The sequence below is a fragment of the Acidicapsa borealis genome, from assembly GCF_059115245.1.
Genome location: NZ_JCACNY010000001.1, coordinates 4,336,973 through 4,362,317, shown reverse-complemented (window position 1 = coordinate 4,362,317; position 25,345 = coordinate 4,336,973). Strand labels below are relative to the sequence as shown.

Below are 25,345 nucleotides of genomic sequence, written 5' to 3'. Positions count from 1 at the left end.
GTCCATCTCGCCTGAAAGCGGACGCCGAAGTCTCTAGAGCGGCCGCGCGTCGATGCTGGGGAACTCGCATATTCAGATGTGGAGGTGCCAGTTGGACACGATTAAAAGTCCGCTTTGTGACAGATATCGCTTGGTTCTTCTCTCTTCCTCTACAAAGCACGTCTTTACCGAGAAGATCCGGTGCTCATTTTGCCTGCCACGTCTCTCGATTCCTCGTTGGACGAGGGCTGCTGAGCAGGTCCAGAAGGCAATCGAGAGCACATGGGGCATCAAGGGGCTTATTCTCGACTTTGTTGGAGAAGAACCCGGAAGCGATGGGGTTGTCATCGTGGCACTCCGTGAGGGAGTCCACGAGAATCGGCCGCCCACATCCCGCTCGTGGGTCGACCTTTGCGATATTCCCACAGATGAACTGAACAGATCCGAACGCGACGCAATCGAGACTCTATTAGTGGACGGGCAAACCGGTCGAGGGCCCTTCTCGCGATTCGGGTGGATTGAGGAAGTGTACAGCTGGATCGGCAATGACCTCCGTAGGAACCGGGCACCGCTGACGTCGGAAATACTTCAGTTGAACGCAGGTCCAAACCATGCGCTGATCCGCTTCGGCAAGAAGGAGGCACCCCTTACTTGGCTTAAGGCTGTTGCCGAACCGTCTGATCACGAGTACCACATCACGACAGTCCTGGCATCCATTGCGCCAGAGTATTTGCCGAAAGTCGTAGCTTCTCGTGAGGATTGGAAAGCTTGGTGCATGGAAGATGCCGGGGGGCCGTTAGAGGAAACGTTGGACGTTGACTTGTGCATTCAAGTAGTTCGTCGTTTGGCCGAACTCCAGATCGGCTGCATCCACCATGCGAACGCGCTCCTGGCCTCGGGCTGCCGCGATTTGCGGCCTACGCTTATTCGTGGCCAAATCCCGCAGATGATGAAGTCCGCTCAGGAGGCGATGGAGAGTCAGAGTTCAAGATTCGCGCCGCAGCTTGGGCCGGGCCAACTCGGACGATTGAGCATGCGGCTCGAAGAGGCCTGCATAGAACTGGTGGAGCTGAACATCCCAACTACGCTGATGCATGGCGATTTCCGCCTGGACAACATTCTTGTCGGCAGGCAGGCATGCGTCTTCACCGATTGGGCCCAAGCGTCGATTGGCAACCCGTTCGTAACATTTGAGTGCTTGCGCGAACAAATCGCGCAAGACCCGAAGACTTATCCTTGGCTATCAAGGTTGGTAGAAGCATATCGGGCAAGTTGGCTGCCGATCCTGTCGCGAGCTCAAATCAATCGCGCTCTCACTCTGGCACCTACTGTTGCAGCAGCAATTGATCTCTTTCTTCAGTACGAAAGGTTTCATCAAGATCGCGCTCACGAATTCCAGATGTACAGCAACCTTCGAGCTATGGCCAGAAAATTGGACCGGGCCATCGCGGTGCTTGACCTGAATCAAAGCCGTTGCGCGTAGGCGAACCGGTTGAAGTGGAATCAGCGGTGGTTGTGTCTTCGCACAAATCGGGAGCCGATAACAGATGCCGTCGTCCTTGCAGGACCAAGCCACGGGATTGATTTCACGGCCGGCGAAAAATCTCTCTCAATCTTCTGAAGAATCGCCAACGCTCTGCTCGCATCTCTTGGAGTTTCGGTGCTCTCCAACCTTGCCGCTCGTCTCTACTGCGGCGAAGACAAATCAAATCACGTGTACACTCCGCGCAACGGAAAATGTGAAGATATTTTGGGTCGGCAAGATCAAGTGTGCCCGGGTCTTCGACAAAGATACGGAGCGTTTCCCGATCCAGGCATCCAGTCCGTTCAGGATTCGGAAAGTGCTCTAGGACATACTCCTGTAAGTTATCGAACAGGTCGTCATCGTTCTCGTCATCGTTCTTACGACGTGATTCTTTACTCACTGCAATCCTCTTGATAGTTATGGGAGCGCGATCGATTTTAATACGGCTTGAATTAAAGTCCAAGGGCCTTGCGAATGCGTTCCATCTCCCGCTCGCACGCCTTGCGCGTAGCTTCTGTAGACTTCGCGAGCTCTTGAGCTACATCCTTCCATCGGCTGCGAGAGCCATAGCGCAAGAGCATCGCAATTCGCGTTTCCCGCTGCGTTTCACGTAGGAGCCTTTCGAGATCGATCTCGGCCTCGACGGCTGAGGAAGTGGTCTCTTCCGTTGGGTTCAAGCACTCAAGTTGAGCGGTGGATCCACGATAGCTAAGTCTGGAGCTCCTGCGGAGCCGGCGTCTCACCTCGTTTCGATAGAGGCGCGCAAGGATCGCTTGAGTCTCTTCGATCCCGATAGGGCTCATATCCGCAAGCGACTCCACAGTCTGCTGGATCGCAAGCTCCATGATCTCTGAAGCCAACCTTTCATCCCCAAGTCGAGCCCGCGCAATTCCTCGAGCCCTTTCGAGTTCAAGCCCTACAGCGGCGCGCACGACCGGCAGTATCCACCGCCCATTCGGCGTGAGTCCGATGACCCAGCACAGGTCTGAGGGGGAAGGTGACATCATAAGTCAACTCACTCAAGAGTTATGAAGCAGACCGCTGCATTTCACGGCCGCCTCCTTATAACTAGAAGTTATCGGAGCGCGTCTTCAATTTCCACATTTTTCTATGTCTTTTCCACTTGAAGTGTCCGCTTTTCCACAATTCCAAGGCTATATATGTGAGGACGTCAAAAACCTGTCTGCGATTGACTATTGCTAATCGAGGCTCGTATGGCCACTACCTGCCAGTCTTTGGGAATCGTTCAGCGGTGGGGCAAGGAGGCGTTGGCACTTGCCGCCCAGGCCAAGGTTCTCTCAGGCAACAAATTAGAACAACTCGTAGTCCGCCTTCAGCGCCACACGGGGCGCCCTCGCGAACAATGCTGGCGCTTCGTGATTCAGCATGGGCTCAAAGGTCGAGTAGACCATCGCCGTTGGACGGATGAGGAAGTTGAGTTTGTTCGGGAAGAGCTCGTGAAGAGATCCGTAGACGAGATTGCGAAGAAGCTCGATCGAACGCCAAAATCTATCCGCAGCATGCTCCAACGAAACGGACTCTGCCTGCGGGACATCCGCTGCGACGCTTTCTCGATTGACAGCCTGGCAAACGCGCTGCGTGTGCGCAAATCGGAGATCCACTACTGGATTGACCAAGGATGGCTGCAGGCGACGGTAATTACGAAAGGCAAGCGTCCCACGTACATAATCACGCCAGAATCGCTGAAGCAAGCCTACAGCCAGCATCTACCTGATCTGCTGAGGCGTGGGCTTCCAAATCAGTCGCTATTTGAGGCGTATGTCATGTATGCATACTCGCCGAAACACACCGTAGGGGAACAACTCCTAGATGTCCGGCGGGACAAAAAGGAGAGAGCAGCGTTTGCATCGTCACGGAACGGCGATACGCCAATTGAGGGAGAGGATGTTGATGATGAAACTGAAGAAGGGTATCGCGTCAGTCTGGGCTGACGTATTGGTTTCCAATAGGGATGGTAGTCCGTGTCCTCATTGTGGACTGAAGTCCAGATCCGATTTGTTTTCTTTCATAGAACTAGTGGGGAGAGTTCTATGCGGATGTGTGCTTCTGTTTGCTCTCGTTACAGGCTACCTCCTCGCGGCCCAGTGGATCGAAAACGCCGAGCACGGCTTCTTCCATCACTTTCCTTGGCATGAGCCCTTCGATTACTGGACGTTGTAGCCCCGTAAGGAGCGGAATGTATTCATCGTCGGTGGAATGGCGCACATCGCCCGCATTCGGTTGATAGCTGCCAGCATGAGAGGCCAATGGCGTTTGGCCGCATGTAGATATTCGGTGTCAGCTTTGGAGAATTGGGTGTCATTGCGAAGTTTGAACATTTGCGCGGTCAGGCGCCCTTATCCTCGGACTTTTGATACATGACTTGGGTAACTCGGTGTGACTTTCATGGCCTCAAACTGAAACATGAACATTTGCATCCAATAACTCGTCTGTGACTCAATCTGTTGTCATGTCTTGTCCGGAGGATTACAGGTGAAAGGAATCGGCGCCAAACTTCGATCGATCCGGCAGAGATGGGATCTCACTCTCCGGGAAGTGGAGGAGAGGAGTGCGCGGTTAGCTAAGGATTGGGATAACCCCTCATATCGGATATCCGCAAGCTGGTTGGACCGGGTCGAACGTGAGGACCGGCACCTTTCGGCAGCGAAAATGATCGTACTGGCTGTCGTCTACAGCATCTCCCCAAGCGAATTGCTTGGGCTTTGCTCTGCAGAGAGCCGCCATCCTGCCAGATTCGACGGTCTTTCAGGCCCAAATGCAACACTCCTCCTGACGGGCGGTCCGTTTGAAAGACAGGCGAGGACCTGGCTGCCTGACAGTGTGGCAGATGGACCGATTCCCGACGAGACGACTCTGCTCTCTCCAGAGGAGCATGTTCCCAGCCACTACCGCCGGGGCGTTATTGGCCGGCTCGATAAGACGATGGAGCCGATGATTCCGGGAGGCTCGATTGTTCTCATCAACATTCAGCGGCGCGCCATTGCTCACCGCCGAGAATGGACCAATGAATTTGATCGTCCGATCTATTTCCTGATGACGCGCGCCGGCTACGTCTGCGGATGGTGCGAGCTAGACAAAGACGGAGAGTGGCTGACGCTAGCTCCTCATCCACTTTCGTACGTCACGGCAACTCGCTGGAGATACAAGAAGGAAGTGGATGTGATCGGCCGAGTGGCAGTTGTCCTCCTCAGATTGGAGAAGTCGAACCCGACACAGTAAGGCGGCAATAAAGATATTTCTGGCGGCTGTCACATATTCTCGGGTCGGTAAGGATGTCATTTCTGCTCAAGGCGACTAAAGAGCACTTTGCAATCTGGCCAGCATGGGGAGACCGTCATGCTCGTATAGCGCCAGAACCTGCCGCGTCATCAGATAGTAGGCGGCTGTTGCTCGCTGTGCGTACATGGCGAAGACGCTGTCGAGTTTGCCAGTTTCAGCCGCAGCTTTCAGTCTTTCCACATGCCACGCAATCTCCCGAGCGCTTAGCCGCAACTGCTCTGTGGTGACAACCGCTTCTGGATACCTTTGTTGGACATAAAATGCGAGGTCGATTAGTACCATGCAATTGGCCTCGATAGCCTTAAGACCCTCCATACCGCCGACTAGCTTCCAGATTTCTGAAGGCTCAAGAACTGCGCTCGATTCATCTCTCCTCTGTTGCCCGGATTCATCGATGATGTCGAGTGCTACTTCCGCTACACGGCTTCGATCAACAGGCACCAATCGTTTCAAAATGCTCTCCCAATCATCTTGAGAAGACGTCGGGGCGCGTCGAAAGTAATACAGTGCAATTGCCGGAAGGCACACCAAAAAGACTCCGACCGCGACAAGAAACCAGGTAGCGCGGTCGATCACGAGCTTCTCCTGGCTCGAACCTTGGCGAGGTCTAGACTCAATCGGGATTGCAGATCCGTCAACCGCAGTCGCAGGCTATCTGGAAGCGGTCTTGGGTCGGGTGCCTTAAGTGAAAGCATCACAATCCAATAGACGACACACACTAGATATAAGGACATCCGAAAGTGCGAAAGATTTGTGTACAAATGCGTATCGCGCCCCACACCGAAATAACTATGCCCCGCTTCGATCAAAACGTCAAGAATTGAATACACGCCGAACCCTTGGGAAATTCTCGCTACGTGGCTTTTCCATGGGAGTCCGGATCTCACAGAAATGACGATCATCCCAACGAACAGTTCACTCATGCAAGTGGAGAAAAAGAAACTTCCCTTGATCACCACAACTTGCATCCATAAGCGTGCATGTGGAGTCGCAAGCCAAGTCAACCCCACTGCGACAGCGATACTGGCTCCCACCAGCCAGACGAACGATCTGCACAAATCGGGTGCCCACTTTCCGAGTGGGCGAAAGGTGAGCGAGTACATCTCGTAAACCACTGCTAGCTGCATGCAGACGTCGAATACTGCGAGAGACCAATAGGAATAGAAGTAGTCCCCTTTCGTGCCATCACTTTCAACCAAATAGAGGATTGCGGTCCTGCCGACATTGGCAAGAATGAACGCTGTGAAGAAGGGGACAGTCCTGTATCGACCGCGAATCAACAGCACGCCGAGAAGTATCAGGTGTACTCCAAGGCCGGCCGCCCAGAACAGAAGATCCAGACCAGTCAAATGCATCCACATCCCTCCGTGAGAGCGGCCGATTGGCGCCGTCATGCTCTGGATTCTACGCCAGATGCAGAATGGTCAAAATCAAACCAACAACGTCAGGTTCGATAGGTTCGGGGTCGGTCCCGGTCACTCCACTAGGCGCGGGGGGTGCGGGTGTAGTCGGGGTTGGGGGAGGGGGCGAGGTGAGGCCAGTGCCAGAGGCGAATGCGCGCCCAACTGGAGCGAACGGTAAGACCAAGAGCAGGGCTAACGTCAGTTTACGGACAGAGTGCTTGTTCATGGAGTAGTCCCCTTTTCCAGCGCAGATTTGCGCTGGGCGGAGACTAGGGATTGTGAAGAGCTATTCCGACGTATTCCTGGTCGCGATTGCTTATGCGAAATTGCGGGTCATAGTGGAGTCGCTGTAGGCCCGCAAGTAGCCTCCTGGGTTCTTCGTGCTACGCTTTCATGCCGTCAAGTACGCTTATAGGGAGTATTCCGATGAGCAACAAAAACCGCCGTTTTGCGGTCAATTGGTGCGAAGACCGGAGAATGTTACCCTTGGCACGCATGCGGGGCGTGGAGGTCGGAGTGTTGGCGGAGCCCGCCTTCATAAGCGGCGTTCAGGCTACTCTGAGATGGGAGCCGCGGCGAACTTCCGCCCCTGGGATATGTTCGTTCCGCATCGCAGCCGCTTTGATTGCGTCCGCGTTTGGTCGCAGTTCTTGAACAGATGACTCCAAAGCTTTCGCGAGCTCGTCTGGCAAGATCGAGACCACCGTCTCCCAAACAACTCCGTCAATCCGCGCATCGATCCGGCAGTAGCACTTCGGCAACGCGGCCTCGTCCGTGATGCGCACGGAATCCTGACCGTTCTTTTGCGCACGTAGCGTGAATTGGTATCCTTCGATCTTCTTGAGGTCCCGGCTCAGCAGGTAGTAGAGCACCATGTTTTTGGTTCGCTCCACCTTGCCGGCTGCGGCCCGCGCTCGGTCAGCGAGGCGTGCGGCCTCGCTCCGGCAATACTGCTCTCTTGCTTCCATGATGCGCACGAAGCGGCCGATCCGATCGACCTTGTCGCGGTGTGCCTCACAGAATTGCTGGAACCGGGCGACCAGATCTTCCGCAGCTTGACCTTCTGACTCAACCTGTCCTTCGATCTCTTCGAGGAGTCCGTCGAGTTCCACGTCGATTTCAAACAGCGAGCTTGTTTCCGCAATAGATGCCATCAGTGTTTCTCCTTCTGAATGTTCTGAATTCTTCGCCGGCATTATGCAGCTGCCTTCTGTTGAACGCAGAGAGAGCGGGCGGCTTCATACGCAAGTCTGTCGGCACGGCTCTGGTAGCGATGCCCACTATGCCCTCTGATCCAAATCCATCGGATAGGAAGATTCGCGTTCAGCTCGATCAGTTCCGTCCACAACTCGCGGTTCTGCAGCTGAGTTCCGCGCCGATTTCGCCAGCCCTGGCGCTGCCAGTGAGAGACAAATGTGCGCATTCCATAGATCAGGTATTCGGAGTCTGAGTGAAGCTCTATCCGCTCTCGACCTTCCACCGACCGAAGCGCCTGAACCGCCGCGACAAGTTCCATCTCGGAGATAGTCGTCCAGGGATGTGCGCCCGACAGTTCCCAACGTTTCTTTCCCTGGATTACGACGACGCCCCATCCACCAGGGCCCGGATTGCCGATCGCGGAACCGTCCGTGAAAATGCGATAAGTCTGATCCACAGAGAGCCTCCTTCCCTAGAACTATTTGGGGCGTTCATCGAATGAGTGGAGTTAGATCGAGATTTGCGTTTGCCCATGCGGAAGCACCGCAAGTTCGCGGTCCTTCGGATTAGGCAGCCTTCATAGGAATGACCGCGCCGAAGGGGGCCTTCTGGCTTCCGGTCGAAGCCCACAGGACGGGATAGGCGGGAGCGGAATCCGGAAACGATCCATACAAGTCCGTCAGAAAAACGAGGGTTTGGGGCTGAATCCCATGCTCGTCGAGCCAATCAAAGCATGGGGCAAATTCCGTGCCGCCGCCTCCCACTGGGTTAATGTGGACAGGTTGGCCGGCCTCGTATGTCTCAACCTTCTGCACCTCTGAATCGAAGTAGAGAACATGGACACGCTCCGGCCGCTGACCGGCGAGAATCGAACGCACCTCCGCCTCGAAGAGACTCAGTTGCCGCGCGTTCACCGAACCCGAACAGTCGACGGCGATCGCGATCTCCCCAACGCCCTCGCGTATCACTCCTGGCAGGTAGACCCCCGCCCAGACATGGCGGCGGTTGGGACGCATCCAGCTATAGTCAGCCGGTGTTGTTTCCGACCAGAGCCGGCGCAACAACTCCCGCCAGTCGACCGATGCCTCGGCCGCTCCTTCCAGGGTCCGGCTGAGACCCGCAGGAACCTTGCCCGCCTGCCGGGCAACCGTCGTGGCCTGGTTGACCGCGACGTCCCACTCCCTTGCCTGTTCTTCGATGGTTGGGGTTTCCTCGCCCGACGCCGGTGCATCGAGGACTTGGCCAATTCCGCCTTCGGTAGTCGGAGCGGAAGGCCCGTTTGACTCGCCGCCTGGGAAGTTCTCGTTCTTAGATTCCTCGCCTCGGGGTTCGTCCTCTCCATCCTCTTTGCCGGAGTCCTGCGCTGTTTCTGATTCCGATTCGAGGAGGTTGTAGATCTGCTCCGCGCTCATCCCGCGGAAACGTTCGTCGATGAGCACGCCGTCGGGCAGCGAGAGTCCGGCGTCAACGAGCAAGGGATTGATAGCAAAGTCGCAGGCTACATTCCATCGTTTCGGGTCGCGGCCGGAGCGGCGCACATGATGGTGCAGGGCCGGGTGCATGACCTCATGAGCCAGAGTTCCGGCCAGAGTCGCGGCGTTGAGGGTTTCAACAAATTCAGGGTTATAGAAGAGCGACACTCCATCGGTGGCCATCGTCCCAATCGACAGGCACTCGCGCCCCTTAAGGCGAAAAAGGAGTGAGCCGAAAAATGGATGATCCAGGATCAGAGAGGTGCGCGCCTTCTGAATACGCAGCGAAGTTGGCGTCTCGTGTCTCATGCCGCAGCAGGCGCCTCCATGTAAGCAGACATATGGGCGAAGATGTCGTTGGCGCTCGGGGACTCAGCGGGTTCTGCCGCCTCGCGGCTGCGCAATAGGCCATCCATTTCGGCCACGATGTTGGCAGCGTCGGCGGCCGTGGTGACGCGCAGCAGGTTATGCTTCTTGAGATCCTGAGCGGAGAAGTTGCAAAGCCGCTCTTTGACCTGATCCGCAAAGCGGTTAAGGTCGGTGTCGCCATTGACGTTAAGCCTCGGCAGGATCTCCACTAGGTCCAGAACATTCGTGACCAAGGAACCGTGGAAGCGAGACTCCGGCTCGTTCAGCCGGTCGACCATGTGGGCGACTACTTCGCGTAGCCGCTTCCATAGGTCTTCCGTTCCGCGCATCAGCGATTCCCGGACATTGGCATCGATCTCGCGCGAGACCCTTGCCTGCTCTTCGGCCGACATCTGGACGCGAAAGTCTGCGCCAGACGGGATGGGCAACACTTCGAGCTTGACGCCGAACTTCGTCCTCAGCTTGTCCGGGGCTGGGTAATCTTCCTCCCGGAAGAGTCCATTCAACTCCGGCCTGACCTGTTCGATGTACTGCGGATAGACTCGGAGAAAGCTCTCGACCCCCTGCTCGAAGCTAGCTTCGAAATCACGCATGCGCGCCATGAGATCGAAGTAGAAGTTTGCCGGCAGGAGACGAAACCCTTCGTCGGACCACGGTAAGGTGATCTTGTAGAAGTGCTGCCGGATCTGGCCGGCGAGCGTGCGCAGTTCATCCAGCTTGTCGGCACCGCGCAGCAGTTGCTTGTTGTAGCGGCCCGCGCCCTGGTGGGCGCCGTGTTGATAAGCGACATCGCGGCTGACCTTGCGGTCGTGTTTGATGGCTGTCCAGATGCTGATGTGGACGGCGGCGAGCATTGCCTTTTCTGTAATCATTGAATGACCTCCCGGTACTCCACTCCGAAGCGCACAAACTCCGGCGTATGGGTTATGGCGGTGTCCCGTGCCGCCGCGTCGCGCATGGCCATCACCCGCATCTCCGTTGGCATCCGGTCGAGGTAAGCGATTCCTCTCCCTACCGAGGTGTCGCTCAAGGCCCTCCCCAGGGCGGTAGCAATGGCGATTTGCGCGGAAGGCTCCGTGGGAAGCGGCGCCGTCGTGGGGTTCAAAAGGATTTCGTCGATCGAAGGCAATTGGCGAAACAGGCGGATGAAAGCGACAAGTTCCGATGCCGCTGCCGGCCCCACCGTTCCATCCAGGAGCTGCGCTTCAAACTCGCTGGCCCCCGAGAGAAACTGCGTCTTCTGACGACGGGCGATACCGCAAAGCACCTGTGACGCCATCTCCCAGGAACGCGGAGTGGGCCAGGCGTTGGCGTCCGAGGTCGTGTCGGCCGTGTGCAGAAGGTCCGGCTTGAAGCGGAGGAAAGCAATGATCTCAGGACGGACCTGAGCCTTCACCGCCCACCGGCACCAGTCGTCAAGATCCGGTTCAAGGTCCAGATGCACGAACCGGTTGCGAAGCGGTCGTGGCATCGCGAAGTGGACTCCACGCTCCGATGCCGGATTGCCGGCTGCGATGACAACCCAGCCATCGGGCAGCACATACTCACCGAGCTTGCGATCAAGCACCAGCTGATAGCACCCCGCCTGGGTCATCTGCGGCGCAGAGGTAAGTTCATCGAGAAAGAGAATGCCTTTGCCTGTGGTGGGAAGGAACTTGGGCGGCACCCATTCCGTTTGACCTTCGCAAATCCGGGGCAGCCCCCGGAGATCAACCGGGTCAAGCTGTACGGCTCGCACGTCGAGAAAGTCGTAGTCGAGGTCGTTAGCGACCTGGGAGACGATCTGGGACTTACCGACACCGCATGCACCCCAGATGTGCAGGGGCACACGTTCACCAATGAGCGCATGAAGCGCCTCATAGAGTTTCGATGGTTTCATGGGATTTCCTTTGCATATCGAGGTAGGAGAATGATCCTGGAAGCTTCTCTGATGCGGGTGCCGGAGCTGGGTTACGGTCGCGAAAAGTAGCCATATACGCAGCGCGCTCCGCCACGCGAGCAGTCGTGGGTGTCATAGAGGACGCCGTCGATCACCGCGGTGAGGTGCCGCGATACCTTGACGATGAGCGGGCCTGGCGGAAGTTCTGACCCACGTAAATGAACCCGGCATCCGGAGCCAATTGACATCGTTGAGGTCCACCGCCATCCGAGCGATTCGAGATAGAGTTGGTAGGACTGGCGAAACACGCCAGTCCTACTGCTAGACAGCTTCGTTTTGCGTTTGCCTGCGCGTTCCGCTTGGGCCAGCTGGTTAAGGGCGTCATAGACTTCCTGGTACATCTTTCCCGACGCAATCGCAATCGAGCGGGTCACACAATCTCGGGTCATACCTATGTAGCCCGCAGCCGCACGGCCGCCATCATGGAAAATGAATTCCATAGCCCAGTGCCTCCGTGTTTCAGTTTTGGAGTCGAAGGTCTGGCAGAACGTCATGAAGCCGAACTCATAAGGCTTGACGGCAAGAACATCGGCAACGGACCGTGACGACGGCCTTCCATGGATGCAGGATGAGCGGGTGGAAGATAATCCATACGGATATGGAGGCGTTCTATGCCCCAGTTAAGCAGCGGAATAACCCGCAGCTCCACGGCAAGCCAATTGTCGTGGCATAGCAAGGAAACCGGTCGGTTGCCTGTTGGCCGGATTCCAGGAGTTGGCGAGGATACGGAGGGCAAGCTTGGACCACGTTCGATCCGAGATATCCGCGCTCTCAGTCTCGAAGAGCTGAGCACACACTTCAGACGCTGAAGACAACGCCTCTACGAGTTGGCGCGGGGAATTGACGAGAACCCACTGTACCCAACCGGTCGACGCAGTCCGTTTCCGCCGAGGATACACTCGAGCAGGATGTATTCTTGACCGAGACCGAACTGATGATCCGGCGACTTGCCGAAAAGGCCTGGATGGCATCCCGCGAGGAATCGAGAGTCACCCGCACAGTGGTTTTGATGCTGAAGACAGCCCAGTTTTAAGTCCTCACGCGAAGTCAAATACCGCGCTCGCCGCCCACCTCCTGCGAAGAGCTTACTCAGATCGCTTTCTCTTCACGGGAAAAAATAACCATGGACCCCAAGCAGAAGTTTCGCCTCGTGGGAGCCGGCCTGGGCAACTTCCACGATTCGATTGAAGACACGGAATGGTCGCTCTTTTGGTGATTCCATTTGCGGCGTAACTGACTCTGGCGAACCGATAGGCCACTGTTATACGCGATGCCCCGCGCCTCGTCTTTAGCTGCTCATGGGCAGGGCCAATTGGTCGATGGCCAGACCGATGAATCGATCATTGAACAAACGAATCTTTCGTTCAGCTGCAGCTTGTCCCGCCGGCCACTCACGCAAACCAGCGCGAATCCCAGCTATAGTCGGTTCCCGGTTCTCTTTCTCGATCAACCAGTCAACCGTTGCAAGTAGTTCCATACCCAACGGCGATTCGAATCCGTCAATGCGCTTCGCAGTGAGGTCCAGAACCTTCCGGAGAGATTGAGATGATTCTTGCTGGAGATAGAGATCCACATGGCGACGATGACCTTCGTCGAACCAGATTGTATCCGAGGGGCCCGCGTCACCGATCCGCTTGTCGCAGTGCAGATAGGTTCCGTCAAGCGCATCGAGCATGTGCCGTAGGCGATCTGAGAAGGGACCATACTTGTCAGCTTTGAATTGGAAATTGAGCGGGTCGTCGATCCCGAGCGAATGGATCGTCCGCTCAAGAAACCATCCCAGTTTCTGCACCTCAAGATTGGTGCACTCAATTCCGAGGACCCAATAACGTCGGATCATCTCCGCCATGAGCGCTCTCGCCGGAGTCAGCTGTTCCACACCGGTCCGCTTCGCGACATTCTGATATTTCGCGGTCGGTTCGAAGACAAGGATGTCCACCCCTTCGAGGGCGCCAAGGATGCGTTCCACCTCAGGTCGCACCTCGCTCCAATCGAGCCCCCCATTTCCCGCTCCGAGCGGCGGTAGGGCAATGGAACGGATCTGATGTTCCTGGACGAACTTGCGAAGATCTCCCAGCCCTTCGATGATCCACTCCAGCTTGGACGGTTGCCGCCAGTGCTTCTTCGTGGGGAAGTTGATAATCCAGCGCGGTCCGGAAAAGGTCCGGTTCTCCGTCACGAACATCTTGCCGACCTTGACTTCCTTCTGTTTGCAGGCATCCTCATAGGCACGGAAGTTTGCGGGGAATGCCTCTTTGAACATCAGAGCGATTCCTTTGCCCATCACGCCAACCGTATTCACGGTGTTTACCAGCGCCTCGGCAGGAGCGTCGAGAAGATTCCCTTGGGTGAATTTCATCATCAGAAATACCAATTCCTCTGCACACTCGATTGTACGTCGAGGTTCCGTTTTGCAAGCTCGGCCTTTACGTCCGCATCGACAGCTGCATTACAGCTACAGATCCCGAGAAGGGCTTCAAGCGGAACGTGCTTCCAGATGAGAGCCTCCGCCTGGTATCGCTCCTTCTTGGCTGGATCGTCCGGATTGTGCTGGAAATCCCTTCGGTTCAAAAGGGCCCAATCTATTTCGCCCAAGTCACCCAGGTCGGTGTAGTAATTTGCCATCGCGGGATACGCGTGTTGGTCAGTAAACACGAACGGAGTTTGAAGTTCCGCTATCCTGACCAGCGAAGAGACTAGGATCAGGATCTCCTCATTCGGTAAATGCGGGACACTATACCCCGTGTGAATGTTGTACATCATGATCGAAAACGGAGTGAAATAAAATGGGACATAGTCGCTCAGTGTACCTCCGGGGCCAACGCGCACCTTCCGGTGATTTCGCTTCCCAATGAGATCGACATTTCCAATGTTGCGATAATCTGGGTCGAATATCTCGCCATTGCTTGCATGCAGACCATGATCTAGAATCCACGGAAGATTGTCCCGGTGAACGATCCGGAAAATGAGCGCTTTTTCGGGATTGAGTGTCATCGACATTGCATTGAGGGTTCACGAATCCCCGGGCACTCGCCAATTGAATTGTGAACTCAGAAAGCTATTCAGATGCCAGAAAACGCTTGGCTAAGTATCCGGTCACGGTTACGACGATGAGTCCTTTTCATTCTATCGGATCGTCTTGGCGGCGTTGTTCTGTTTCGGCCCTGCCAGACCGAGGCTTCTCTGGCTAGAAGGCAACTGGTGTGATTTCGCTGCCGAAGAGCACTATGGCTTCTGATCGATCCTAAGCCGCCTCGTCCAATTCGGTGTCCTCTCCATTCGCATCGTATTCTTCAAGCGCTCCAAGAAAATGCTCCTCGTCATCCGTTTCGGCTGGAGCCAAAGAAGGGGCAGGGGCGATCGTATCAAAGAGGCTGGCAGTCTTCGGAGGTTCGGCCTTCACCGGCTGTGCGGGTTTCGAGGTCTCGACGACACCAACTTCCGGCTTGGAAGATTCTTTCTTTCCAAGAACCTTGGACTTCGAACGAGCCTCAGCCTGCGCGGTCTTCGCAGCCGCATCCATCTCTGCCTTCGCCCTGTCGAGGGTGTTCTTCAATTGCAGGTGAGCGGAGACGAAACCGACGATGGTCCCCGGCAGATCCCGGTCCAGTTGTTCGGCTGTTCCTGTCACGGTCAACGGCGTGGTGAGTGCGGCGTTTTCGCCATCCTTGAGCTTCTGCGGGATAACGTTCACGCGAATCTCGTCTTCTTCGATATGGGTGACTGTCAGCAGAACTGCACGCTGACGGAGGTACGGAGCAAGCTCTTTGAACATTGGTATTTCTCCTGGTGGGATGGAATCGAATCTAAGTTGGGTCAGGCGCGGCTGGCCTGCGGGCGAACACTCCCATTCCGTGAACGCCTTCTTGTCTTCGACCAAAGCTGTGGATCGACGGGCAGCGCGCACATATGCCCTGTCTTCGCATTGAAAAAGGCGCCGTGATGGGCTAACTTGCCGTAGCGAAAAAGCTGGGCCAGCATGGCAAGAGCGCTCGAAGCGAGAGTCTGATTGATGAACGGCTCCTGACGATCCAGAGCCTCGACAGCAGAACAACTGGGCAAAGGATCTTCGCCCGCGTCAGCGTCAACGATCTCCGGGTAGAGTTCGCTAACCGTGCGGAGACGGTTCGCCTTCCTGCGATTGCGAGCATTGAGCGGCTGGCCAAGAACATACTGTCCGCTGGCTGCATTGTTCCCTAGATCGAGCCAATAGAAGGTCTGGCTCAAACTTCGCGAGAAGGAATCTTCAATGGCTCTTCGCGCGCTGCGTGAATCGACGCAACCAATGACCAGATCGGGGCACCTGTCATGACCTCGCTCCAGAGAGCCCGAGTGAAAGTGATTTGGGATCGCCAACCAACTGGTGCCCCAGAACAAGTTGATGCGGTTGATTAGGACGGTGGCCTTATTCTGGCCGATGTCGGAGGATGAGAAGGGTTGCCGAACACAGTTTGTTTCGGAAACGGTGTCGGCGTCCATCATGGCAAGCTCGATGCCGTACCGATGGCCCCAGACACGCATCGCCTGGTCCAGGTATGGAAGCCCCATGACGATGGCGCTGCCCGTGCCACCCGCGCCGATGACCAGGACACGGACAGCGCGTCGGCTGAGCAGGTCTGGTGGGAGTGTGTGTTCGATCCGCATACTACCCCCTTTCCCCACGCACGAATTGCCCCAGCGTCTGGGGCAACTGGATCAGAGTCTGCACCGGGAATTTTGCGCGTTTATCAAGGCCGCTCCAAAGCCCCTCAAACCCTCCTTCATGGCGGGTCAAGCGACCGACATTGGCGTGTGTGAAAGCGCTCTCGTAAAAGCCGCGCTCCCAATCGGGGATGCTTTTCACGGATGCAGCATCGGGATGACGCATCGTGCCAAGGCAAACACGCCCATCGTCCGAAAGATTCCAGAACGGAGCTACAGCTAGTTTCGTCGCTTCGCACGGTCGCTTGTTTTCGATGAGTGCCCGAATCTTGAGTTCGCTGCCATCGACGCGCCACACCAGAGGCGGTTGGGGGAAGATCCGTCCGTTCAGCTCCGCGGCCTTCCCCTCAGAGTTCTGGTAGAACATCTGCCGGCAGCAGGAAGGCGTCCACCACACAATCATGCGTTCGCTCTTGGCGAGAACATGCTCCGGCAATACTTCGGCCGTAGAGCCGCCATAAAGCGAATGCACCAAAGACTCGACAAAGGCGACGGTGAGAGGCTGGGCCGGTTCGAGCGTGGGTGGGGCATTCTCGTGGAGCCCCACCCGGTGCCGGGTCACGAAGCTACGCTGACGATCGCTGTAGACCAGTAGCGCATCACGCAGCTCGAAGCGCCGATTCTCTCCGATTGAGACCTGTATCTCCATCGCATTTCTCCCACTCTTGAATCGCCTCCACCAGTTGGAAGAGCTCATGGTTCAGGGCGACGAACCGCCCGACCGCGCGGACCGCAAACCTGACCTCTTCCGGATTCTGCGGGGTGAAGATCACACCCAAGGTCGGCTCCGAGCTTCCCTCCAGCATGTACTGGCTCTCCTCATCGAAGCAGGCGACGATGGCATCATGTTCCTTGAAGGCCACCACCAGACACGGCAGCGGAATGCTGTCGTAGCCACCGTCTTCGCGAAAGACTGGGTCCGTGCTTATCGGAATCCGCGAGAGCATCTGAATCTTCCTCACGCGCTCAATCCAGCATCCGTACCGTCCATCCCTATGCTTGGAAAGGAGGCCGCGCGCTTCCGTAATAGAGGTTCGATAATCCCGCTTGAGTGTCTTTTGAAGGCACTTAGGCAACGCCTTCTCGACCTCGGGAAACTCGTATTGGTTGAGATTCTCTCCGTCGTCCTGGGCGTATTCCCTCATGCGTTCTTCATACTGCAAAGCGTCGTCGTGGTTATAGATCCGCATGACGCGATAGAGCGCGTAGGTCAAGGTCCAGTAGAAGGCCGCACCCAGTCCCTCAGCTTCCTCCTCCAGCGCATCGAGCGCAGGTCCGATCTTCAGGTATCCGGCGCCGTTACACTCAACAGTCAAGGCCAGCCGGCCATCACCAAGGAAGGCGTCGTTGCCATCCCCATCGGCGACGTCGCTCACCGTGAGATGGTACTCGACGTTGCGCTTGAGAAGGTTCCATCGCTCTTTCCCGATGCTGTCCATGATTGCGCGTTGAGCGAAGACTTGAGCGTTCTCCCCGCACTTATGCCATGCCTCAGGCTCTACCAACCCTTCCCGCACCAGCGTGGCACAGAGTTCGTAGGCGAGTTCCGCGTGGAATTCGTGACTGTAGGCCGTGGCAACACTGTCAAGTGCCGGCAGCGCCTGATGGAAAGGTGGCGCGAGCGTCCTTATCCCAGCGGAGGCAACAACTCTGTCGGCGCCGGCAGGGGATAGCTGTCGGCTGCGGCGGATCGATCCATTGCCGCGGCCACACATTGGGAGAGTTGGAGCGATTCTTTGCATTGGAGGTGCCTCGCGAGCATCTGACTGGTCTCCGCGGGTGGTGTCGCCGCCTTCGCCGCAAGCAGTGCCAAGAGCTCGGCTGTAGTCATCTCAGTCCGATACATCGGTCAACCCTTCGAGCCGATCGCCCGGCTGAAGGTATAGCGCAGCACCGAGCCTGTCGCTTCCGGACCGGATATGGACGCGGTGGCGATCTCCGGGTAATTGGGCGTAAGCAAGTCGCGGACCTGTTCGACAGTCAAATCCGGACCGGGATCGGGAATGCGCACTCCGTTGTAATGGAATTCGCGCAGGAGTGGTTCAGCCTTGAGATTGCTCATATTCATGCTCCCTGTGTTGGTTAAGTGATTTGACTTGAATTGCAGGGGTTTGCTGGGCTGCGATCCTATCGTCGTTGCAGATTCGCTATGTGGCATTATCCCGGAAATGCTCCCAGGCACTGGCCGTTTCAAGATGCCTATCGGGTCGTACTTGCCAACGGGATTGACGCCCAAAGCCGGACAAAATTGAAGCCTGCCAGACCTGGAAAAAGCCCAAAGGTAATTAGATCACCGTATTAACGATCTATCATTTTCACTATCCTCCGAGTTGTGCAGTTGAGAGGAGAATGTGATGAAAATACAGGAAGAACTTGGGGAGTGGGCGGTCGCAGATGTTCTGTACGAATCGTCCTTGAAACACTATGGCGTTCCGGTCGAGCTGCGTCTGTTCGACCCGCAGTTCTCGGAGAATCTGAACGAGGAGTGGCTGGCGCAGGTCGCCGAGAGATACGGCATCACGCTAGTCGAGATCAAGGCTTGGGTCGCGAACGGGCTCCTAAAGAAGTGGTCCGGGCCGCACGGGGCGACCAACTTCACACTCTATAGCGAAAAGCAGGCACAGGTCATCAAGGGCCTGTTCTCCAATTCGCGCTATAGCAAAGAAGAAGTCGCCCATATTGCGGATGAGTGGAACTCATATCTCGAAATGGTTCATGAAGAACCGGCCTACGATGAAATGGAAACCAGCGATTACCTGCACTTCCAGCGCCGTGCAAATGAAATGGTCGAAGTGTTTCGAAGGAAAGCCGAGTACAGTGATCCCGAAGGTAGCCCTCTCGGCGAGGAGAGATTGGCAAAAGTAGTCGATGATCAGCGCGAGAAGCTCGCGCAGTGGGAACGGATTAGGGATTTCATTCACGGTCGTGCCGAGGCGGAGTTGCCGGATGGTTTGCAGAAGACGTGGAAAAAGATTCTGTTCCGCTTGCGCTTCGTTGATGAGTTCATCCGTATGCAGAGCGCGCAGCGCATGGTGGTGCAGCTGGAGCAGGGATACAGCCCAGAGGTTGAGTTCGATGGCTGGAGTCAACGTGGCAGCGAGGTTACGCTGACTCACCTTGACTGGCGCTCGACCTTGGTGCAGTGGCGCCGCAGCCGCATCGAGGGTAACCGGTTCCCTCTCCGAACTCCGGATTTCAACCTGAGCGAGCGCGGGCTAGAGCTGCTCGGCAAGCTCTCGCCCGCGGAATACGAAGCGCTATTCGCCCGGTACCGCCTGAGCGATCTGTTTGGCGAACTGGAGCGGATGGGAGACGATCTCTGGGAACCGGGACTTCCTACCGGCAGCGTGGGATGCCCGCAGTGCGGCACGAGCTTTGTGCGGAAAGTCCCCTCTAAGGTCTACTGCACCGATGCCTGCCGTGCTCGCGCCAAGAGCCAGAGGTACCGGGACCGGGATCCCGAGCGCGCCCGTCTGAATCAGGCCCGCTACTGGAGCGCCCATAAAGACGACTTGTCGGGTGCTGGCCTCGAACAATGAACCGTGGTCGGTTTTGAGATTTAAAACAGGTAAAAGTGCTCGCTCTGCTGCGCAGATCCGTAGCGGACTGTCTGGAGAAGAAAATCAAGGATCGCGTCGCGTTTCGATTGGCTCCACGTTTCGAAAAGCGCGGGGGCCACAACGAAGTTCTCGGCGTGAAGCACGAGCAGGCGAGAGATCAAATATTTCTGGTATTCGCCAGTCGAGCGAAGGATATCGGCGATGTATTCGCGCACGGGCTCTGCATCCGCATCGGTAAAGCTGAAGATCGCGACGGTCTCTTCACGTGAGATAGGGAGGATGTTGAGCGCAATCCGGGGCGGTTCGTCCTGGTAGCGGCGCGTATCGAGATCGAAGAAGACGCTGGACGCGATGGCCGGCACCTGGGGAGCAAGCCGGACAGTCTCGTGGGTCAGGATCTTGAAATCGCGATCCAGAAGCGCTTCATCGAGCCAAGCTTTATACACGAAGGTGGAGTGAGCGGTCATCATGTGTTCGACGGCCATCATTCCGGCGAGCTCCGGCTCGTTCCCTTTGTCGATGCCGGCTTCGATGCGCTGTTGGTACACGGACTGGGTACGGACTGAGGCTTCCATTAACTGATGCAGTTCCCTCGCTACGGCCCGGTAGGCATAGAGAAAGAGCTGTTCGCTATCGGCGGGGTCGAAGGGCCGGGTATCAATCGGCAGAAAGAGAGCTGAGTCGTGCTCCGAACAGAACCCCTCGAAGGTGGTTGCAAGGTTTCGGCCGATATCGCTCCAGATCAAATCAAATCGATCCGCGTTGCGCCAATTAGGACTGAGCGACTTAACGTGGCCGTTTCGATGGAGCAAATCCATCACCGTCGCGTTCTGCACTGAGTGTGCGCGGATAGCGATTTTCGTGCAGGTATAAGATGGCTCCAGGCATCGGTTTACGCGCACTCCGAACGACGAGAACAGCATCTTCTTTCCGAAATTCGGATCAATCGGAGCCATGATTCATTGTAGGTCTATGACGCATAAATGCGATTTCTCCGGCGGCGTTGGCGAACGCCAATGCATTCACACAAGCTGGATATGTAACCCTGGGTCGCCTTTGCAATTCGAATCCTGTGGCCTGTCGGAGGTGGGGGAGCGAAACTGCGCTATGAGACCTAGCCGTATACGGGAGCATTTCGGAAGTGGTCGGCTGGATATCGAGGATGCTTCAGAACAACGAGCCCTGAATAGGCGTCACAAGATCCTGATCTGCTGGTTGAACAACAATTTGAGGCTCCACATTAAGCTCATCCACCGAGCTGTATTTACTTTCCAATTGCCTGAGCAGCGCAAGATCGGTTGCCTGTTGGACTTCCGCCAGGCGCAGTTCATACCGCGCAAGGTAGTTGCGGTTGACGATTTCTCGCTGGATTGCCCGCTCGACATCGGAAAACGTGTATTCCGGATCTCCGTAACAGGGGAATCGCAGTGTGTGTTTCAGGAACCGCACCTGAGCGTCAAGAGATGAAAACCACTCTTCGTAGAATTGCGAGCGACAGTAATGAGCAATGTGCCCGAAGCACATGGAGAGGCGGTTGCAGAAGCTCTTGGTGAAGAGTGCCGACGCCCACTCCGATTCGATAAAGCGCAGCAAGGCATTTCCGAACTCCGCCTTGTCCGCCGCGGTTGAAAACTTCGTCGCGGTGAAGTCCGATGGGAGAAATGTCCCTTTGGGCATGGTGATCTCCACGCAAAGAAAAAGGGCCAGCCGCAGCCGACCCTCTTCCTTGCCTTGGTTGAGGCCGTAACGGCCTCGCTGAAACATTCTCCCAGCGAATACGCTATCACTCGTATATGTTGCTGACCAGCGATTCCAGGGGAATTAGAGGGGCTGTCGCAGTCATGCTGCCACTTCGCCCATCTCTTTGAGCTTGCGATAGACCGTGGTTCTGCCGATTCCCAGCAGCCTGGCCGCTTCGAGAGGCTTGCGATTTGACCTCTCGTAGGCGGCCGCGATAATCGCCCGCTCCATCACAGCCATCGTCGGGAATGCTCCTGCCTCCGAGATCCTGCTGAAAAGAATAGGAGCCTTCTCTTCTGCGCTCGGTCGTTGCAGTCGTTCTGTCGCTGCAGAAATCAGCCTGTGAGCCTCTTCGAGCTTCTGAAGGCATTGCGGATCCTGCCGAATCACCACCTTCTCCACTACACGCTCAACAATCCTCACGATCGGCTCAGGCAGAACTGTCCCGCAACGCCGGCAACTGACTCGATCGCTCCATTGGACGAGTTCGCAACTTTGGCAGCGAACCTTATCCCGTTCCTCGCTCATGATGTCACCTCTCAAGTTGAATGCATGGCCGCCTCAATCGAAGAGGCTGAGTTGCACGTTGATTTCTGTGGCGGTCGGCCAAAGCGCGTTCTTCTTCCGCTTCTTTGGTGGCGTGTTCGTGTCCAATAGGTGGATGCCGAATGGTGCCGGAGCGGGTTCTGTTTCGATCAGACCTGGCAGGTCGTGCGCAGGGGAAGATACCTCTGTAGGCACAGGCTCCTCAGCGGACGGGCGCGGCAGCACCTTGTCGCGTTCGTGGCCGAGATCGCGCCACACGGCATCGGCGGATTCTCCGACCCCGGCCTTCTCCACCAGTTCGCGCGCCATCGCGCTCATCAGGTCTTCGTCGGTGTCAAGAGCTTGCAGCCCCTCGCCCGAGAACTTGCCTTCCATCATCAACGCGACCAGCATTTTCTTGCCCATCAGACGGAGGCACGTTTCCTGCATGGTGCCGGAGTAAGTGACGAACTTCACCCGCACCGGGAACCTCTGCCCGATGCGCCACGACCTTCGACTCGCCTGACGCAAGGTATGCAGCGAGTACCCGGTTTCGTAGAAGTAGAGCGTTGGAAAGGCCAGCAGGTCCAACCCCGTCTCGACAAGCTTGGGATGGCAGATCACCACCTCAACGCCGGCCTTCAACTGCCGGTCGTACCAATCCTCTCGTTTATCGGTGGCAACAGAAGAACGGAGGACGGCGACGCGAATGCCCTCCTGTCTCAGCACAGCCTCCAATCGCGATGTGACGTCCTTCTCGCCTGTATAAGTGGCATAGACCTGGCAGCGCCGCCCCTGCCTCAGTTCCTCTTTGACGTCGGCGATCAGCGCGCGCTCCTTTGCGTAGAGAGCCTCCCGCGTGAGGTTCTCCGGTTCAGTCACCAGGAACTTCACATACTCCTTCGTTTGCGGATCGAAGGCTCGCGCCCAAATCTCATCGAAGTCATAGGGATGATCCGGATAGAGCAGGAGCGTGTTGAGCAGGATGCTCATCAGGCTCTTGTTGCCGCGATGAGCTTTCATCGCGGAGCGAATATCCTCCTCAAGCTGTTCGTAAGCCTGCTGGAGGGCGTCGTCCATATCGACCGAAATGACACTCTCGTCGTATCGCGGCAGATTGTCCGAGATGTCCTCAAGCGATAGAAACGCCGTGGTGGTCATCAGAAACTTGCCGAAGAGCATCGGCGAGGCTCCGGGCTTGCGGAGGACCCGGACCGTCTTCTTGGTCGTCCTCGAACAGGCGTTGTCTGCCTCCTCCACCTTCTCGATGGTTTCGAGGACGCCGTACTGCTCCTGGAAGTCCCGCCGGCCTTGCCCTCCGTATGCGAAGCCCTCGCGCACCATCGCGTGCGGCTCCATGCGGTAGAAGATGTTGAATAGATCGTCGGCGTAACCGCCCATCAGGGTTCCGGTGAGCGCGATCAGTCTCTTGGCTGCGCGTCCAAGCACGCCCAGCCCATTGCCTTGCGCCGTGTCGCCGGCCAGTTGGTGCAACTCATCGGCAATGGCGAAATCAAACCACCCGCGCATGTAGCGGCCGATGTACTCGATTGGCGCCATCCGTTGAATGCGCGTGCGGTCAGCCTGCCACAGTGCGGAGAAGCGAGTCGTGCCGCCGCGGGGTCCGGCCAGCGCCTCCGAGAGCTTCAGCTTGTCGGTGAAGTCGAGCGCGGTCAGCTTCTGCATCTCCGAATCGAGAATGGCAACGCCGGAGTCGGGATTCACGACGCCACCCAGATTCGGCCCTGACTTTGCCTTGAGATAGACGTGCTCCCAGAAGTAACCGAGCTTGCCTTTGTCCTTGCCCGTGATAAAGAACGTCGGACCGGGAAAGCGCTTCCGCCATTCCTCGGGGCCCATTAGTCGCAAATCCGGCAGACTCATACGCTTGCCCTCGTACACCGTCTTGCCTTTGCTCAGCTTCACCTCGCAAATGCCGTGAGGCTTGCCGGGGTCGCCGCCATTTCGCATGTCCTCGATGAGGAACGCGCGGGCGCGCGGGATCGTCAGCAAGACTTCTCTGGCCCACTTGTGCGTGATATGCGATGGACACATGACCAGGGTCGTACTGGGTCGTCCCTCCGCCAGCACATGGATTGTGCCCAGCGCCATATAGGTCTTGCCCGCGCCGCATTCGGCGACGATGCGCGCTGCCTTTGCCCTGCGCAGATACTTGACAGTCCCAGTAATGGCAAGCCCCTGAGCGGGGAGCGCCTTGCGCAGAAGGGACGCTACTGCCGGAGCAATGGGGTCTTTGGTGCTCTGCAGGGGAGGATAGGTTTCGAGAATGCGCGAGCCCAGTTCAGCTGCGTGGGCGCGCAGGTAATCGAACGAGGATTCCATGCGGACACCTCACAAGGGAACACTTTGGGAGAACTCAGTCGATACTTTGGAAAGGAGATGGGAGGTGCAGGTGAAAATCCATGAACAGGAAGCAAATTGCCATCGGTTCGACAACACAGCAGGAACTCAGACACACAGAGCGACAGAACTCTTCAATGAACGTCGCGGTCTGCCGGCATTCTTCTGATCAGGATTTCTTGTGCAGTGCAAAATTGTGCGGACTGAACCACGGTCGAACGCTGAAATTGAGCTTGTGCCCACAACCGAAGAGCTGGTCTTGCCTTCTTTTTCCGCTGCCAACTGCCGAATAGGCGGGTTGCGATCACAGATTGCATGCCAATCATCAGGGGGCTACAATGAAGGTTTCCACCGAGGCAATTACGGTGAGCTGTATACACGCGCTACCGCGCACGTGTGTCTTCGGCTTGGCGAGGAAAGGTGCAACATGCAGGTATTTGAATTGGTAAAGAGCGTGCTTGACGAGAATTATTCCAAGATTCAAGGGACGCCGCAAGAGCGAGATGCCCGAATCTGCAAGCGGATTAACGAGCTGATGAAAGGGTATTCAGCACTTGCTAGCGAGAACGAAGTGACCTACGACAAACCATCAGTACGATTTGCATATATCTACAAATACGTAACTTCCCATTCCAACCTTGTGTACCAAAGGATCCGGGGCAATAAAGCGCTCAGAAGCTCATTTCAGGGTTCCCAAGTTGTTATTAGCTGTATCGGAGGAGGCCCCGGAAGCGACCTCGTGGGGATTCTTAAGTTCATGTCAGTTTTCTCAACCGAAGACGACGAGACGCCGAAACTCCGCTGCTTCATCCTCGATGGGGAAAACGCGTGGGCCGACGCTTGGAGTGACGTCGATGATAAACTGGACGCCGACTTCAAGATCTCGACGTACTTTATCCCTATGGATGTGACAAAGGAATCGGATTGGTCCCAGCAGTCGAAGTATCTGAATGCGGACCTATTTACCATGATCTACTTCGCATCCGAGATCTATACAAGGCGAAATGAATGTGTCCCATTCTTCAAGAACCTCTTCGCACAGATGAAGCCTGGGGCCCTCCTCTTATACATAGATAACAATGCTACCTGCTTTACAGATTGGTTTGACTCGCTGGTTAATGCAGGCGGTTTGGAGGTATTGCAGTCCGAGGAGGAAATTGTGAAGATGACGACAGACGAGGAGAAGACAGCGCTCGGAGAATACTTGAACAAATTCCCACCTGTGAAGCTTGAAGCCAACATCGCATTTCGAGTCTGCAGAAAGCCGTATTAGT

Annotated in this window: 26 protein-coding genes; 7 read left to right on the top strand and 19 right to left on the bottom strand. The window is 56.4% G+C overall.

Annotated elements, in window-relative coordinates; translation table 11 throughout:
- Nucleotides 1–91 precede the first annotated feature (91 nt).
- From AC5S27_RS18015 to AC5S27_RS18005, 3 genes are all read left to right on the top strand, one after another.
- Nucleotides 92–1,462 (top strand): phosphotransferase family protein, encoded by a 1,371-nt coding sequence (locus AC5S27_RS18015; protein ID WP_493935953.1) that lies wholly within the window; start codon nucleotides 92–94, stop codon nucleotides 1,460–1,462.
- Between the two features lie 1,256 nt (nucleotides 1,463–2,718).
- Entirely contained in the window at nucleotides 2,719–3,456 is a 738-nt protein-coding gene (locus AC5S27_RS18010) for a hypothetical protein (protein WP_493935952.1), read from the top strand.
- A 718-nt stretch (nucleotides 3,457–4,174) separates the two neighbouring features.
- On the top strand, nucleotides 4,175–4,744 hold the full coding sequence (locus AC5S27_RS18005) for a helix-turn-helix domain-containing protein (protein WP_493935951.1): 570 nt from the start codon (nucleotides 4,175–4,177) through the stop codon (nucleotides 4,742–4,744).
- 75 nt (nucleotides 4,745–4,819) lie between these two features.
- Here the strand turns inward: AC5S27_RS18005 and AC5S27_RS18000 are convergent, their stop codons facing one another.
- From AC5S27_RS18000 to AC5S27_RS17965, 8 genes are all read right to left on the bottom strand, one after another.
- Nucleotides 4,820–5,380 carry a hypothetical protein gene (locus AC5S27_RS18000; RefSeq protein ID WP_493935950.1) on the bottom strand — a complete coding sequence of 187 codons (561 nt, stop codon included), beginning with the start codon at nucleotides 5,378–5,380 and terminating at the stop codon, nucleotides 4,820–4,822.
- A complete protein-coding gene (locus AC5S27_RS17995) occupies nucleotides 5,377–6,159 on the bottom strand; it encodes a hypothetical protein (protein WP_493935949.1) in 783 nt (260 codons plus the stop codon). The genes AC5S27_RS18000 and AC5S27_RS17995 overlap by 4 nt, the downstream gene beginning before the upstream one ends.
- Before the next feature lie 596 nt (nucleotides 6,160–6,755).
- Nucleotides 6,756–7,403, bottom strand: a complete 648-nt coding sequence (locus tag AC5S27_RS17990; protein ID WP_493935948.1) for a siphovirus Gp157 family protein — start codon at nucleotides 7,401–7,403, stop codon at nucleotides 6,756–6,758.
- Nucleotides 7,403–7,861, bottom strand: a complete 459-nt coding sequence (locus AC5S27_RS17985; RefSeq protein ID WP_493935947.1) for a ribonuclease H family protein — start codon at nucleotides 7,859–7,861, stop codon at nucleotides 7,403–7,405. The genes AC5S27_RS17990 and AC5S27_RS17985 overlap by 1 nt, the downstream gene beginning before the upstream one ends.
- A 109-nt stretch (nucleotides 7,862–7,970) precedes the next feature.
- A complete protein-coding gene (locus AC5S27_RS17980) occupies nucleotides 7,971–9,185 on the bottom strand; it encodes a vWA domain-containing protein (protein ID WP_493935946.1) in 1,215 nt (404 codons plus the stop codon).
- Nucleotides 9,182–10,117: a hypothetical protein gene (locus tag AC5S27_RS17975; protein WP_493935945.1), complete on the bottom strand. Its 936-nt coding sequence runs from the start codon at nucleotides 10,115–10,117 to the stop codon at nucleotides 9,182–9,184. Before AC5S27_RS17975 ends, AC5S27_RS17980 begins: the two co-directional genes overlap by 4 nt.
- Nucleotides 10,114–11,124 (bottom strand): AAA family ATPase, encoded by a 1,011-nt coding sequence (locus tag AC5S27_RS17970; protein WP_493935944.1) that lies wholly within the window; start codon nucleotides 11,122–11,124, stop codon nucleotides 10,114–10,116. Before AC5S27_RS17970 ends, AC5S27_RS17975 begins: the two co-directional genes overlap by 4 nt.
- 71 nt (nucleotides 11,125–11,195) lie before the next feature.
- Nucleotides 11,196–11,624 carry a hypothetical protein gene (locus tag AC5S27_RS17965; protein WP_493935943.1) on the bottom strand — a complete coding sequence of 143 codons (429 nt, stop codon included), beginning with the start codon at nucleotides 11,622–11,624 and terminating at the stop codon, nucleotides 11,196–11,198.
- A gap of 128 nt (nucleotides 11,625–11,752) precedes the next feature.
- On the opposite strand from AC5S27_RS17965, the gene AC5S27_RS17960 reads away from it, so the two are divergent.
- A complete protein-coding gene (locus AC5S27_RS17960; protein ID WP_493935942.1) occupies nucleotides 11,753–11,857 on the top strand; it encodes a Y-family DNA polymerase in 105 nt (34 codons plus the stop codon).
- Nucleotides 11,858–12,100: 243 nt separating this feature from the next.
- Entirely contained in the window at nucleotides 12,101–12,217 is a 117-nt protein-coding gene (locus AC5S27_RS17955; RefSeq protein ID WP_493935941.1) for a hypothetical protein, read from the top strand.
- A gap of 255 nt (nucleotides 12,218–12,472) precedes the next feature.
- Here AC5S27_RS17955 and darG read toward each other — a convergent pair whose 3' ends face one another.
- The 7 genes from darG to AC5S27_RS17920 form a co-directional block, all read right to left on the bottom strand.
- Entirely contained in the window at nucleotides 12,473–13,546 is a 1,074-nt protein-coding gene (gene darG / locus AC5S27_RS17950; protein WP_493935940.1) for a type II toxin-antitoxin system antitoxin DNA ADP-ribosyl glycohydrolase DarG, read from the bottom strand.
- On the bottom strand, nucleotides 13,546–14,178 hold the full coding sequence (gene darT, locus AC5S27_RS17945; RefSeq protein ID WP_493935939.1) for a type II toxin-antitoxin system toxin DNA ADP-ribosyl transferase DarT: 633 nt from the start codon (nucleotides 14,176–14,178) through the stop codon (nucleotides 13,546–13,548). Before darT ends, darG begins: the two co-directional genes overlap by 1 nt.
- 250 nt (nucleotides 14,179–14,428) lie before the next feature.
- On the bottom strand, nucleotides 14,429–14,959 hold the full coding sequence (locus AC5S27_RS17940; RefSeq protein ID WP_493935938.1) for a PRTRC system protein E: 531 nt from the start codon (nucleotides 14,957–14,959) through the stop codon (nucleotides 14,429–14,431).
- Nucleotides 14,960–15,000: 41 nt separating this feature from the next.
- The gene (locus AC5S27_RS17935; RefSeq protein ID WP_493935937.1) at nucleotides 15,001–15,828 is read right to left on the bottom strand and encodes a PRTRC system ThiF family protein; all 828 of its coding nucleotides are present in this window, start codon (nucleotides 15,826–15,828) and stop codon (nucleotides 15,001–15,003) included.
- Nucleotide 15,829: 1 nt separating this feature from the next.
- Entirely contained in the window at nucleotides 15,830–16,534 is a 705-nt protein-coding gene (locus AC5S27_RS17930) for a PRTRC system protein B (RefSeq protein WP_493935936.1), read from the bottom strand.
- Nucleotides 16,485–17,627, bottom strand: a complete 1,143-nt coding sequence (locus AC5S27_RS17925; protein WP_493935935.1) for a hypothetical protein — start codon at nucleotides 17,625–17,627, stop codon at nucleotides 16,485–16,487. The genes AC5S27_RS17930 and AC5S27_RS17925 overlap by 50 nt, the downstream gene beginning before the upstream one ends.
- A gap of 107 nt (nucleotides 17,628–17,734) precedes the next feature.
- Nucleotides 17,735–17,947 carry a PRTRC system protein C gene (locus AC5S27_RS17920; protein ID WP_493935934.1) on the bottom strand — a complete coding sequence of 71 codons (213 nt, stop codon included), beginning with the start codon at nucleotides 17,945–17,947 and terminating at the stop codon, nucleotides 17,735–17,737.
- Between the two features lie 292 nt (nucleotides 17,948–18,239).
- On the opposite strand from AC5S27_RS17920, the gene AC5S27_RS17915 reads away from it, so the two are divergent.
- The gene (locus tag AC5S27_RS17915; RefSeq protein WP_493935933.1) at nucleotides 18,240–19,424 is read left to right on the top strand and encodes a hypothetical protein; all 1,185 of its coding nucleotides are present in this window, start codon (nucleotides 18,240–18,242) and stop codon (nucleotides 19,422–19,424) included.
- Nucleotides 19,425–19,444: 20 nt separating this feature from the next.
- Here AC5S27_RS17915 and AC5S27_RS17910 read toward each other — a convergent pair whose 3' ends face one another.
- The 4 genes from AC5S27_RS17910 to AC5S27_RS17895 form a co-directional block, all read right to left on the bottom strand.
- On the bottom strand, nucleotides 19,445–20,401 hold the full coding sequence (locus tag AC5S27_RS17910) for a hypothetical protein (protein ID WP_493935932.1): 957 nt from the start codon (nucleotides 20,399–20,401) through the stop codon (nucleotides 19,445–19,447).
- A 211-nt stretch (nucleotides 20,402–20,612) separates the two neighbouring features.
- The gene (locus tag AC5S27_RS17905) at nucleotides 20,613–21,134 is read right to left on the bottom strand and encodes a hypothetical protein (protein WP_493935931.1); all 522 of its coding nucleotides are present in this window, start codon (nucleotides 21,132–21,134) and stop codon (nucleotides 20,613–20,615) included.
- Between the two features lie 150 nt (nucleotides 21,135–21,284).
- Nucleotides 21,285–21,608 (bottom strand): helix-turn-helix domain-containing protein, encoded by a 324-nt coding sequence (locus AC5S27_RS17900; protein WP_493935930.1) that lies wholly within the window; start codon nucleotides 21,606–21,608, stop codon nucleotides 21,285–21,287.
- 138 nt (nucleotides 21,609–21,746) lie between these two features.
- Nucleotides 21,747–24,053 carry a helicase-related protein gene (locus tag AC5S27_RS17895; protein WP_493935929.1) on the bottom strand — a complete coding sequence of 769 codons (2,307 nt, stop codon included), beginning with the start codon at nucleotides 24,051–24,053 and terminating at the stop codon, nucleotides 21,747–21,749.
- 445 nt (nucleotides 24,054–24,498) lie between these two features.
- Between AC5S27_RS17895 and AC5S27_RS17890 the strand changes: the two genes are divergently transcribed.
- Nucleotides 24,499–25,344, top strand: coding sequence for a hypothetical protein (locus AC5S27_RS17890; protein ID WP_493935928.1), 846 nt, complete (start codon nucleotides 24,499–24,501; stop codon nucleotides 25,342–25,344).
- The last annotated feature ends 1 nt before the right edge of the window (nucleotide 25,345 follow it).

Excerpts from the sequence above, each read along its gene's own strand:
- AC5S27_RS18010 (WP_493935952.1), top strand. The coding sequence starts at position 2,719 with ATGGCCACTACCTGCCAGTCTTTGGGAATCGTTCAGCGGTGGGGCAAG.
- AC5S27_RS18005 (WP_493935951.1), top strand. The coding sequence starts at position 4,175 with ATGATCGTACTGGCTGTCGTCTACAGCATCTCCCCAAGCGAATTGCTT.
- AC5S27_RS17995 (WP_493935949.1), bottom strand. The coding sequence starts at position 6,159 with ATGCATTTGACTGGTCTGGATCTTCTGTTCTGGGCGGCCGGCCTTGGA.
- AC5S27_RS17990 (WP_493935948.1), bottom strand. The coding sequence starts at position 7,403 with ATGCCGGCGAAGAATTCAGAACATTCAGAAGGAGAAACACTGATGGCA.
- AC5S27_RS17980 (WP_493935946.1), bottom strand. The coding sequence starts at position 9,185 with ATGAGACACGAGACGCCAACTTCGCTGCGTATTCAGAAGGCGCGCACC.
- AC5S27_RS17975 (WP_493935945.1), bottom strand. The coding sequence starts at position 10,117 with ATGATTACAGAAAAGGCAATGCTCGCCGCCGTCCACATCAGCATCTGG.
- AC5S27_RS17970 (WP_493935944.1), bottom strand. The coding sequence starts at position 11,124 with ATGAAACCATCGAAACTCTATGAGGCGCTTCATGCGCTCATTGGTGAA.
- AC5S27_RS17965 (WP_493935943.1), bottom strand. The coding sequence starts at position 11,624 with ATGGAATTCATTTTCCATGATGGCGGCCGTGCGGCTGCGGGCTACATA.
- AC5S27_RS17960 (WP_493935942.1), top strand. The coding sequence starts at position 11,753 with ATGAGCGGGTGGAAGATAATCCATACGGATATGGAGGCGTTCTATGCC.
- darG (WP_493935940.1), bottom strand. The coding sequence starts at position 13,546 with ATGATGAAATTCACCCAAGGGAATCTTCTCGACGCTCCTGCCGAGGCG.
- darT (WP_493935939.1), bottom strand. The coding sequence starts at position 14,178 with ATGACACTCAATCCCGAAAAAGCGCTCATTTTCCGGATCGTTCACCGG.
- AC5S27_RS17940 (WP_493935938.1), bottom strand. The coding sequence starts at position 14,959 with ATGTTCAAAGAGCTTGCTCCGTACCTCCGTCAGCGTGCAGTTCTGCTG.
- AC5S27_RS17935 (WP_493935937.1), bottom strand. The coding sequence starts at position 15,828 with ATGCGGATCGAACACACACTCCCACCAGACCTGCTCAGCCGACGCGCT.
- AC5S27_RS17930 (WP_493935936.1), bottom strand. The coding sequence starts at position 16,534 with ATGGAGATACAGGTCTCAATCGGAGAGAATCGGCGCTTCGAGCTGCGT.
- AC5S27_RS17925 (WP_493935935.1), bottom strand. The coding sequence starts at position 17,627 with ATGCAAAGAATCGCTCCAACTCTCCCAATGTGTGGCCGCGGCAATGGA.
- AC5S27_RS17920 (WP_493935934.1), bottom strand. The coding sequence starts at position 17,947 with ATGAGCAATCTCAAGGCTGAACCACTCCTGCGCGAATTCCATTACAAC.
- AC5S27_RS17915 (WP_493935933.1), top strand. The coding sequence starts at position 18,240 with ATGAAAATACAGGAAGAACTTGGGGAGTGGGCGGTCGCAGATGTTCTG.
- AC5S27_RS17910 (WP_493935932.1), bottom strand. The coding sequence starts at position 20,401 with ATGGCTCCGATTGATCCGAATTTCGGAAAGAAGATGCTGTTCTCGTCG.
- AC5S27_RS17895 (WP_493935929.1), bottom strand. The coding sequence starts at position 24,053 with ATGGAATCCTCGTTCGATTACCTGCGCGCCCACGCAGCTGAACTGGGC.
- AC5S27_RS17890 (WP_493935928.1), top strand. The coding sequence starts at position 24,499 with ATGCAGGTATTTGAATTGGTAAAGAGCGTGCTTGACGAGAATTATTCC.